The organism is Shewanella litoralis (genome assembly GCF_009828585.1).
GTDB classification, from domain to species: Bacteria; Pseudomonadota; Gammaproteobacteria; order Enterobacterales; family Shewanellaceae; genus Shewanella; species Shewanella litoralis.
The window spans coordinates 1-11,052 of the sequence record NZ_WSRZ01000046.1; the positions used below are offsets into that span (position 1 = coordinate 1).

Consider the following 11,052-nt stretch of genomic DNA (forward strand, 5'->3'; position numbering starts at 1 on the left):
GAAACAGACGAATTGATCAGCCGAACCCCGAGAGAAAGTCGTTCTTTGAAGGTGTTAATAAAGCCCGATGAGCTACCGCTGGAATGGTAGCTCAATCGATCAAAATTAAATTGAAACGGTACTAGGTCTAATTAACTAGTCGAGTGTGCGCAATTGCAGGTCAATGTCGTCAGTTAGCATTATTTATGGTGCTTATGTTGTTGAAATATTGACCACTGCTACACTTATTCTATTGATTTGATTTTGGTTCAGTAACTTCACCTTTGGTGTGGGAGGCTGCTATGCAAACACAAGAAATGGCGTTATTAATTCAAGATGGCGTGTTATTGCCCGGTGGACGACTCGAGATCCGTGTAGTGTCACCGTGCGATCTCAGCATGATTGCTCGAGTGTTAAAGGGCCATTATCAGCTTGCCTTTGCAGCGCTAAAAGCCAATAGCGAACTCCCTTGTTACATCACTGCCACTCGTTGCAATATCATCGATTTTAATCAATTAGCAGACAACAGTTTAAGCATTGTGATTGAAGGATCGCAGCGAGTAAAAATCTTATCCGCAGCGCAGCAGCGTGATGGCAGCTGGATTGCCCGTGCCTTACCTTGTCAAAACTGGGGCCAGGAGCCGATAGCAGGTGAGTTTGAAATTATCAGTGCGGCGCTGGAGCAATTTTATCAAGTGAACCCTGATTTACTTGAGCTGTATTCGCAAGTGCATTTAGAAGATGCCACCTGGGTTAGCCAACGCTGGCTTGAGGTGTTACCCATGTATAGCCGCGATAAGTTAGTATTAGTTGAGCAGCCAAACTGCCATAAAACCATGGATTTTGTGTTGCAGTTGCTTAAATCTCATGTCGATGTCTAGGCGGTGCATCATGGGCGATACACTGATAACATAGGGTAATTACCTTTTGCCAATGGTTGTAGATAGCCCATTTTATGCCAAATTCAGACTCAAACGATTCACTCTCAAACGATTCTACCCCACATTCAACCTCAGCCATTGCGGCGCAACCTTCGTATATTGTGCTACCTCGTGAAAGCGAATTGGCGGGTAAATCATATGCCACTGTTTTTGAGTTTTTGGTTGATCATTTTAAGCAAATTGAGGCCAGCGTATGGCAGCAGCGCATTAATGATGGCAAGGTGCATTGGCAACATGGCGAGTTAATTGATGCGACGAGTGAGTATCAAGCGACGGCACGAGTGTATTACTATCGTGAGGTAAAGGCTGAAACCAAAGTGCCGTTTTATGAGCAAATACTTCATCAAGACAGCGATATCATTATTGTCTATAAGCCGCATTTTTTACCGGTAACCCCTGGCGGTAATTTTGTTAACGAGTGCCTGGTGCATCGATTACGCATTGCCACGCAAATCGATACCGTAGCGCCTGCCCATCGGCTTGATAAAGATACTGCTGGGGTGATGTTAATGACACTAAACCCGCAAACGCGTCATGCCTATCACCAGCTTTTTTTAGACGACAAGATCACTAAAGACTATCAAGCTATCGCCAAGGTTACCCCTGATTTATTAGCGCAATTAGCCGACAACACCTGTGAGTTACCGCTGCATTGGACGGTTAAAAATCGTATTGTTGCGGCCAATCCTAGCTTTACCATGCAGGTGGTTGAGGGCGAGGCGAACAGCCATTCTGAAATAAGTCTGGTGGCAGTGAAAGACGGTTTAGGTTTATTTGAACTCAGCCCTATTACCGGTAAAACTCATCAACTAAGAGTGCATATGTTGAGCTTGGGTATGCCGATACTCAATGATCGCTTTTATCCGGTGTTACAGCCCAAAGGGCCAGACAATTATGATAAACCATTGCAGTTATTGGCCAAACGCTTACGTTTTAGCGATCCGTTAAGTGGTATTGAACACGATGTTGAGTGTCAGGGATTAGATTTGTTAGCGATGATGTTGTCGATGAAATAAAACCGCCATCGATAAGCCGATGGCGGTTTGGTTTCTAGTTTTAATTAATCACTCAGTTACTCAGCTGTTGTGTGTTTAACCCCTTTGCGGTTTTTCATGGGGTCGCCATCGTAACCTAGGGCTTTCCAATCTAGGCGCTCGCCTTTGTTATGGCAGTCATTACACTGTAATGCTTTGTCTTTTGGGGTCACCATATGGTTGATACGCCACCACATTTCGGTTTCAACAAAGCCGTGTTTTCCACTGTATTTAAGACCTTTTTCTACCATGGTTGGGTTCGCTTCCATGCCCAGTTTAGCGGCGAGATCCCAGTCAAATTTATCCCAATATCCACCTTCGCCGTAAGTTTTTGGTGTGAGTAAAATATTCAGTTCTGTGTCGTAAATTTGCTTACCTGTATGCACTTTAAAAGGATAAATCTTGGCTTTAGGGTCGTTAATATTACCTAATGGATAAGCGAGTTTTACCGTTTTAGTCGGGTCAATTTTATCGCCAGCCATGTAGGCATCGGCGTTGCCATTAAACCAGGCGTATTGTGGTGGCACATCTTTTTGCCAAATAAAGCTGCCTTTCTTTTTGTTAAAGGTGTGCTTGCCATTTTCATCAGTGGTGTCTTTCAAATCTTGCCCTGCAGCAGACCAGTCCCAACGCATTTTTGTCGGTTCTACTTTGGCAAAAGTGGGAATATGACAGGTTTGACATGCCACGGTTGCGGTATGGGTGTTGAGCTTTTTGTTTTGATGCGGCGCGTCGTCATGACAATTGACACAACCAATTTTGGTTTCTCCTCCAGGTGAAACGCCCATGGCATTACCACTGATTTGATGTTTTTCAGTCACGTGGCATTCTTGGCATTGAAAGTCATTACCGTCGGTGTCCATGTGTACATCGGTTTCGCGATCAGGGTAAGACATTGACGAGTCTAAATCGCCATGTTTCACCGCATCACCACCGCCGCCGTAAAAATGGCAACTGCCGCAGTTATCGCGTACGGGCGCACCCACATTTTGGGCTACTCTGGCTAAGTCTACTTTACCAAATACTTCACCGGCACCCGCTGGGTCTTTCATGTAAGTCCCTGTGGTGTCGTGACACACTAAGCAGTCCACTTTGGTCATGTCTTTAAAGTCGAATGTTGAATCTTTCCAACCATAGCCGGCATGGCAACTGGTGCAGCGGGGCTCGTTACCCGAAATCGACACACAAAAGTTGTTAATACTGTTCTTTTTACCACGCTTGACGGTACGTCCGGGTAACTCTTGCTCTAGCTCCCATGTCCAGTGAGATGATTTCATAAAGTCTTCGGCATGTTCTTTATGGCAGGTTAAGCATTGGGTGGTGACTTCGGGGCCATTGGCAAAGGGCCCTTGCAGTGCATCTTTATGATTAAAGGCAGCCTGAGCACTACTGCTTAACATCAGTAATACTGCCAGTGCTGTGAATGTTTTCATGATAATTGTCCTTACCCCTGGGCTTGTGCTCAGGGGGACCATTGAGAAGTTCAAGTTAGAAGTTGATAGTCAGTGATGCATTGATGTCGTAGGCGGTGTCGACAACGGGCAACATTGAATAAGCATTGCCAGCAATCACATCGTCTACTTTTTGTGGCGCGCCTACGGGAGATCCACTGCCTGTGTATTCATAGTCGTAGTACAAACCAGCTAACTTGATAAACATTTTAGGATTAATATCAAAGATATAATAAGCTTCGGCAACATGACCGCGGGTAGCTAATTTACTGCCCATTGGGTCATCTTGTGCTTGGGTGAATGGGCTCCAGTATTTAGAACCATAGTTATATTCAAGGCCAAATTTGCCGTATGGTGCAGGAATTTGCATCCCGACATATACGCCATAACCGTCTTTAGTGTCAGAGTCGACGGTTGATGTAGGCACCATAATGATTTCTGTGCCTGTGTTGTTTAATGCCGCTTCAAATACAGCATCACTTAACATGCCACCAAATAAACCTGCATTGCCTGTCGGTTCAGCACGAGTCCAACCGAGTGAAGCAAACATTTTCATGTCTTCGTCTGATTCATAGGCATAGCCTAGGCCACCTAGATACATGTCACCAATCACACTGCTAGGCTGCACTCGGGTAACAAAGTTAAAGTTTTCAAACTTTTGCATATCTTGATACATGGTTGGCGCAAAAATACTGGCCAATTGTGTTGGGAATGCCATGGTGCCGGTGAAGCCGTCGTTTACATCTTTAGCGCCGAATAAGGTGAACTGTAAAAAGTGGTTACCGTCGTTGATGACGTCGATATTAAATCCACCTAGATGAGTATCTTTGGTGATGATATCGCCAAATAATTCACCGTTACCGTATTGTGATTCAAAGCCCTGGCCGTAGCAAAAACGGACCGTTTGGCCTTCAATGCCGGTAATATCGGTTAAGTCATACCCTAACGTTGCACCGTCGAAGTTAAAGTTAACGAGGTGGCCAGAGGGTGTACCGCCGCGAAGTTCATTTTCACGGTAGTGGCTTGGAGGCCCGTAAGTTGAAGGACGACGGCCAATAGATAGGTATGCGCCGCTGCCATTAATGTCTTTCCAGTTAAAGTAGGCGCGCTCGACTTTTAATTCATCACCGCTAGTGCTACCACTGCTAGTTCCATCCATGGTGAAGGAGTTCCATGAATCAAATACTTTAACGCCTGTTGAGTCGCCCCAACTTTTGTACATTGTTAGGCGTCCGGCGAAACTGACGTTATCCCACACTTTGGCATTAAGGTTTAGGCGAAGGCGGGTGGTGTAAAAAATATCATTATCAATATCTTGTTGGGTCTTTTGCCCCAATACCATCGGCATTACGCCTTGCAGCATACCGCTTTGGAATGCGGCGGCTAAATCAGGATTGGCCATCATCATTTGCCCTAACGGTGAGCTGGCACTGCTTGGGTCGCCAAATTCACCGGCCATTGCTTTAGCGGCAAAGTCAGAAAAGTTGACGTTCATGGCGGGGTTCCAGGTGACATTTTGATAGTGCAATGAATGCACTTTCGTTCTAAAGTCACCGGTAATTTCGATTCTGTCTAATGCGCTATGACGTTCAGTTTTGTCAACGCGTGAGTTTAAGTAATCTAAATCTTCAGATATTTCGGCCAACTGCTTTTCTAGTTCGGCAATTTTTTGTACATCGGTGTCAGTTGCTACGGCTGCACCACTCATAAAGAGCGCGTTAGCAACCAGTATTGAGATAAGTGTTCTCATGATGTTTCTCCCCGTATTTGCCTAATATTGAATCAATTAAGCAAATTTTGGTTGTCAGATTCCCTGAGGCTAAGCCTCATTATTTTTTAATTCGATTCGGTTACTGGCTGATGTTGGCGTTTACTCAGAAACGTTGATCAGCTGGACTGACTTAGCCGCAGGTTGCTGGCTGGTCTGAGTCGGCGGCATGGTCATACAAAAACTGTTGAATATCTTTTAGTTCTTGTTCAGACAATGCCTCAAAAACGGCAGGTTTTGCTTTGTGTTTGTCGCGCGAGAAGAAGCGATCCCATTGGCTCATGGTTTTGCTCATTGGGGTGAGTTCCTGGCCTTCGCTATTGGCACTGTGGCAGGCTTTACATTCTTTTTTGTACAGGTGTTTACCTTTTTTAGGGTTGCCGCCATCGGCTGCCATGACCTGGCTACCGAGAGATAATGCAATAGCGACTGCGATACCAACTTTCATATACGTGTTCATCATGTTTATCCTCTATGGGCTTTTATAGGTAGTGCTTTAGCAATATTGCTGTATTGCTTTGCTGTAAATAATGTTACCTAAAAAGAGGTATTGTTAATTTGAAGTAGATCATATTCATGAGTAAAATCTAATTGAAAAAAAGTTAATTGAAAAAAATCTAATGAACTTGTGTGACGCAGATCTATTGCTAATCTGGCTGGATGCTTGATAGGCGAGTTAAGGGGTTATTTTGAGATGTAAGAAGAGATCGCTTTTAGGGTTAGCTGGCTAATGCCATCACTGATTTAACCACTAAAACCGTGGCGCTGATGCTGCAGAGCACGAGAGTGGCAAGACGGGTTTTGTTTTTATCGACGTGGTTGATTAACAAACCCGAGACAAGATAGCCGCCAATGACTGACGGTAGCAGCATCAGTGACAACCACAAATGCTTTATTTCTACTAAACCGACCACGGCTAAAATGGCTAACGCAATCAGTGAGCTGAATACAAAAAAGGCTGACAATGCCGCTCTAAATTGGCTGGCATCTTGTCCGGCGAGTAAAATCGCCATTGGTGGGCCACCAATCGCGGCAATGTTGCCAAAAATACCGGAAAATATTCCGGCAATAAATAAGCTTACGCGGTTGATGGGGGCGGTAATCTTGTACACGCTAAGAATCACGGCAATGTATACGATGGCCGCAATAATTAAGCCGAGTATGGCTTGTGGGGCAAACAGTAATAATCCTGCACCCACAAATCCACCGGGGATCCGCCCGAGTAAGGCGTATTGCAAGCCGTTAAATTGCAGGTGACCGCGCTCTCGGTACAAGGTCATTGCCGAAATCGCAAATCCCATAACAATTATGGGGACAGGAACAAGTTGGGGATTAACGATATACAACAGAGGGCTTGCAACAACGGCTAACCCAAAGCCTATTAAACTTTGGGTTAGCGCGCCAAAAAATACGATAACTGATGCCAGTATCAATGTAGATGGATCGATAAATGACATCATAAGTTCTCTATAAAAACACCACGACTTCTTAAAAGGGTCGTTTCAAAGTCTGTTGATTAAGTCAGTGAGTTATTCCATTTCTTCCCACTCGATACCCATTTCATCCATTAACTTTTTCGCTTCACTTGGAATGCTATCCGGTTCATCTTTGGATAAATCACCGTCGTGAGGTAATGGTTGACCTGTGTATGCATGCAAAAATGCCTCGCATAACAGTTCACTGTTGGTCGCATGACGCAGATTGTTTATCTGACGACGGGTACGCTCATCTGTTAGTACTTTTAATACTTTTAAAGGGATAGAAACCGTAATCTTTTTTACTTGTTCATTCTTTTTGCCGTGTTCGGCATATGGGCTGATATATTCGCCATTCCACTCAGTCATTAACTTACCCTTAACGATAAATACGGGGCAGATTTTAACCCCTTACAATCTCTAGTCAAATTATTGCTACTATTTAGTGACGATTGCAAATAGATTTCTTTATGTTTAGACGTCTAAACGTCTAATTTAGGTTGACGTACACGAACCTCTTAGGTAAATTTAGACGTCTAGACATCTCTTTTGTGTGTTTGTGAATTTTTTAGGAGTCTTTATGACTAAGCATCAAAGCGCCACATTGGCCGTTCGCCAGGGTATTGAATCAGACACACAACATGGCGCTGTAGTACCACCGATTTATTTATCGACCAATTATTCGTTCGACGGCCATAAAAATCCACGCGAATTTGATTACAGTCGATCAGGCAATCCTACTCGTTGCATATTAGGTGACGCGCTGGCAAAACTTGAGCAAGGTGAAACGGGTGTTGTGACATGTACTGGTATGGCAGCGATTACGTTAGTGACCAGTTTACTTGGCCCTGATGATTTATTAGTGGTTCCACACGACTGTTATGGTGGCAGTTATCGCTTGTTTACCAATTTGGCGAAAAAAGGCCAATTTAAACTAGTGGTGGTCGACCAAACGGATGCAGAGGCATTGAATAAAGCCATAGCGCAAAAACCTAAAATGGTGTGGTTAGAAACCCCGTCAAACCCATTACTACGCGTGGTTGATATTGAATCGATTAGCCGTGCTTGTCGCGACGTTGGTGCATTAGTTACGGTAGATAACACCTTTTTATCACCCATTTTACAGCAACCTTTATTGTTAGGTGCTGATATCGTTATTCACTCAACCACTAAATACATTAACGGCCATAGTGATGTGGTTGGCGGCGCTGTGGTGGCTAAAGATCCTGAATTAGGTGAGCTACTACATTGGTGGTCAAACACCCTTGGGTTAACCGGCTCTGCGTTTGACAGTTACTTAACCTTACGCGGTTTACGTACACTAGCAGTGCGAATTCGAGAGCATCAACGTAATGCACAAAAGATTGTGGAACTGCTTAATGCCAGCGACGTGGTTGCTAAAGTGTACTATCCCGGTTTAAAAGACCACCCAGGTCACGAAATTGCGGCAAAACAACAACAAGGCTTTGGTGCTATGTTAAGTTTTGAATTGCAAGGTGGCGAGGCCGAAGTGGTGGCATTTTTAAATGCGTTGACGTTGTTTAGTGTTGCTGAAAGTTTAGGCGGAGTGGAAAGTTTAGTCGCCGTTCCGGCCACGATGACCCATAGAGCAATGGATGCAGAAGCACGCCAAGAGGCTGGTATTAAAGACACTTTATTGAGACTATCTGTCGGCATTGAAGATGCTGAAGATTTAGTTGCTGACATTACAGCCGGTTTAGCCGCAGTTGCAGCGCTTAAATAGCCTGAACTCAGGTAAATTAGCTTAATTTACGTTTATATTAGCTGTAGTTTTAGTGAAACAAAGTAAAATAGCAGCCGCAATAAAAAGTCGTAGTTGTTTAAGGAGTGCGTAATGGCGCGAGGTCATTTACATAAGTTTGGTGGTTCTAGTTTAGCGGATGCTGATTGCTATCGTCGTGTTGCCCATATTTTACTGACTCATGGTAACAGTGATGATCTTGTGGTGGTGTCTGCTGCCGGTAAAACCACTAACTTCTTATATAAATTACTCAGTTTGCGCGACAGCGGCCAACTTTGGCAGGAAGAACTGCAAGTACTTATTAGTTATCAGCAAACCTTAATTGAGCAACTATTGTCAAACGAGCAGGCGCGTGATTTGCGTGAGCGCTTGTCTACCGACAGAGCGCAATTAGTCAGCTTGTTGTCTTTAGAGCAGCATAACGATTATCAATTAAACCAGGTTGTGAGTTTTGGTGAACGTTGGTCTGCACGTTTAATGGCAGCATTACTGCGCGAAACCGGCGTAGCAGCAACGCATGTAGATGCCTGTTCTATTTTGGTTGCCGACGAAGGTTCGGTGCCCAATATTTTAGTGCAAGAATCGCGCGACAAAGTACAAGCTTTACTGGCTTTGCATCCGCAAGAGCGTTTAGTGATTACCGGGTTTATTTGTGCTAACCGCCATGGCGATACTTTATTATTAGGCCGCAATGGATCTGACTTTAGCGCCACATTAATAGCTAGCCTGGCTGACATTGAGCGTGTCACCATTTGGACTGATGTTGAAGGAGTGTTTAACGCAGATCCTAACAAAATCAATGATGCAAAATTGCTCAAAAGCATGTCTTTAGCTGAAGCTGATCGCCTTGCACGTTTAGGCTCGCCTGTTTTGCACTCACGTACTTTGCAGCCATTATTTAATACCGATGTGAGCCTGGCTGTACGTTCAAGCTATGCATCTCACACCGACTTTACCTTAATCGCTCCACTGAGTTCATCGGCTAGCGCGCCTGTGGTGACTAACCTCAATGAAGTGGTGTTATTTAGCTTTAAATTGAATTCCGACATTGCACCACTGCTGACTATTTTAGACGAAGCAGGCCTGACACCATTAGCATATTGGGAGCTCGCCCAACATAAATTTGAGCTGGCATTTACCCTAGAAAGCCAAAAACAGGTTCAAGCACTATTGGTAAAACATGGCGAGCAATGGGCGATTGATGAGTTAGCCATACAAACCGATCTTGGTTTAGTGGCGCTAGTCAGTGCAGATGCACATCATTTTAGACGCAGCTTTGCCCGTTTATTAAGCCGCGATGCCAAACCGATTTATCAAGACTCGTTAAGCCTAGTGACTTTAGTGCCACAAGCTCAGGTGAGTCTATTAACCCAAAAGGTGCATCGTCGCTGCGCCGGCCCCAGAATGCGCATCGGCGTATTGCTGCTAGGTGTCGGTAATATTGGCGAAGCCTGGGTCGATTTATTTAAGCGTGCTAGCCAAACATTAGATCGCGAACTTGAAGCATCGGTAGAACTTATCGGTGTGGTTGGGTCGCAAAAGGCACTGATTTCAAACGACGGTATACGCCTTAATCATTGGCAGCAAGATTACCAAGCCCATGCTACAGATTGGGATTACGATTCATTGTTTGAGCAATTAGCACAATTATCTTGTGATGAAATTGTCGCGTTAGACATCAGTGCCAGTGCCACATTAACTTTGCAGTATCCTGAGCTATTTGCACGTGGCATTCACGTAGTGAGCGCAAATAAACTGGCGGGTTCTGGGCCATTACCTTTTTACCGTGAATTAAAGCAACAACTGAGTAATCGTCGGTTATTTTGGCGCTATAACGCCAGTTGTGGGGCGGGTTTACCGATACAACACGCCTTAAACGATTTGCGTAATAGTGGCGATACCATTGAAGCGGTGGGTGGAATTTTTTCGGGTACCTTATGTTGGTTATTCGAAAACTACGATGGCAGCAAACCGTTTTCTGAATTAGTGCTAGAAGCGCGCGGTTTAGGGATTACCGAGCCCGATCCGCGTGATGATTTATCTGGCCGTGATATGCAGCGTAAATTGCTGATTTTAGCCCGTGAGATTGGTTTAGCCGTTGAGCTCGATGATATTATGCTTAATTCGTTAGTGCCTAAGGCATTAGCTGAGTTGTCGTTAGACGATTTTTTACCGCGTATTAGCGAGTTAGATGATGACTTGTTACAACAATATGCTGCCGCCGCTGAACAAAATAAAGTGCTGCGTTACGTGGCCTCGTTAGACAAGGTTGAGGGTAAACTGCAGGCCGAGGTCGGTTTGCAGTGGGTAGACAATAATCATCCTTATGCCAATTTAACTCCAGGCGATAATGTGTTTGTTATTCGCAGTGCGTTTTATCAAGGAAACCCATTGATTATCCGCGGCCCAGGTGCTGGGCGAGAGGTCACCGCAGCCGCAGTGCAGTCTGACCTAGTGCATATTTGTAAAGACTTACTGCAAGAGTAATATTGATTAAAAAGACCATGTTAAATGGTCTTCAGACTGCTGACAAAGCTCTAGACATTCGTCTAGGGCTTTGATCTAATAGAAGTACAGATAATAACCAAGTTTATCATCATGCTTCGAGAGCCTAGTCCACAGCAATATGAATTAGAGATGGT

General features: G+C 44.5%; 9 protein-coding genes. 4 read left to right on the forward strand and 5 right to left on the reverse strand.

Translation table 11 applies throughout. The annotated features are described in order from the left end of the window. Nucleotides 1-281: 281 nt before the first annotated feature. Together GQA99_RS19850 and GQA99_RS19855 are read left to right on the forward strand one after the other, a co-directional pair. Entirely contained in the window at nt 282-860 is a 579-nt protein-coding gene (locus GQA99_RS19850) for an LON peptidase substrate-binding domain-containing protein (RefSeq protein WP_160056911.1), read from the forward strand. A gap of 74 nt (nt 861-934) precedes the next feature. Next, nucleotides 935-1,936, forward strand: a complete 1,002-nt coding sequence (locus GQA99_RS19855) for a pseudouridine synthase (RefSeq protein WP_160056913.1) — start codon at nt 935-937, stop codon at nt 1,934-1,936. A 56-nt stretch (nt 1,937-1,992) separates the two neighbouring features. Here GQA99_RS19855 and GQA99_RS19860 read toward each other — a convergent pair whose 3' ends face one another. From GQA99_RS19860 to metJ, 5 genes are all read right to left on the reverse strand, one after another. After that, a complete protein-coding gene (locus GQA99_RS19860; RefSeq protein WP_160056915.1) occupies nt 1,993-3,387 on the reverse strand; it encodes a tetrathionate reductase family octaheme c-type cytochrome in 1,395 nt (464 codons plus the stop codon). Nucleotides 3,388-3,442: 55 nt separating this feature from the next. Next, nucleotides 3,443-5,155 (reverse strand): DUF3373 domain-containing protein, encoded by a 1,713-nt coding sequence (locus GQA99_RS19865; protein WP_160056917.1) that lies wholly within the window; start codon nt 5,153-5,155, stop codon nt 3,443-3,445. A gap of 151 nt (nt 5,156-5,306) precedes the next feature. After that, a complete protein-coding gene (locus GQA99_RS19870; protein WP_160056919.1) occupies nt 5,307-5,636 on the reverse strand; it encodes a c-type cytochrome in 330 nt (109 codons plus the stop codon). Nucleotides 5,637-5,892: 256 nt separating this feature from the next. Continuing rightward, nucleotides 5,893-6,633: a sulfite exporter TauE/SafE family protein gene (locus tag GQA99_RS19875; protein WP_160056921.1), complete on the reverse strand. Its 741-nt coding sequence runs from the start codon at nt 6,631-6,633 to the stop codon at nt 5,893-5,895. Between the two features lie 69 nt (nt 6,634-6,702). Next, a complete protein-coding gene (gene metJ / locus GQA99_RS19880; protein WP_160056923.1) occupies nt 6,703-7,017 on the reverse strand; it encodes a met regulon transcriptional regulator MetJ in 315 nt (104 codons plus the stop codon). 211 nt (nt 7,018-7,228) lie between these two features. Between metJ and metB the strand changes: the two genes are divergently transcribed. After that, nucleotides 7,229-8,392, forward strand: coding sequence for a cystathionine gamma-synthase (gene metB / locus GQA99_RS19885; protein WP_160056925.1), 1,164 nt, complete (start codon nt 7,229-7,231; stop codon nt 8,390-8,392). Between the two features lie 111 nt (nt 8,393-8,503). Beyond that, nucleotides 8,504-10,897, forward strand: coding sequence for a bifunctional aspartate kinase/homoserine dehydrogenase II (locus tag GQA99_RS19890; protein ID WP_160056927.1), 2,394 nt, complete (start codon nt 8,504-8,506; stop codon nt 10,895-10,897). Nucleotides 10,898-11,052 lie beyond the last annotated feature (155 nt).

Coding starts and splice junctions, on each gene's coding strand:
- GQA99_RS19860 (WP_160056915.1), bottom strand. CDS start 3,387: ATGAAAACATTCACAGCACTGGCAGTATTACTGATGTTAAGCAGTAGT.
- GQA99_RS19865 (WP_160056917.1), bottom strand. CDS start 5,155: ATGAGAACACTTATCTCAATACTGGTTGCTAACGCGCTCTTTATGAGT.
- GQA99_RS19850 (WP_160056911.1), top strand. CDS start 282: ATGCAAACACAAGAAATGGCGTTATTAATTCAAGATGGCGTGTTATTG.
- metJ (WP_160056923.1), bottom strand. CDS start 7,017: ATGACTGAGTGGAATGGCGAATATATCAGCCCATATGCCGAACACGGC.
- metB (WP_160056925.1), top strand. CDS start 7,229: ATGACTAAGCATCAAAGCGCCACATTGGCCGTTCGCCAGGGTATTGAA.
- GQA99_RS19875 (WP_160056921.1), bottom strand. CDS start 6,633: ATGATGTCATTTATCGATCCATCTACATTGATACTGGCATCAGTTATC.
- GQA99_RS19855 (WP_160056913.1), top strand. CDS start 935: ATGCCAAATTCAGACTCAAACGATTCACTCTCAAACGATTCTACCCCA.
- GQA99_RS19890 (WP_160056927.1), top strand. CDS start 8,504: ATGGCGCGAGGTCATTTACATAAGTTTGGTGGTTCTAGTTTAGCGGAT.
- GQA99_RS19870 (WP_160056919.1), bottom strand. CDS start 5,636: ATGATGAACACGTATATGAAAGTTGGTATCGCAGTCGCTATTGCATTA.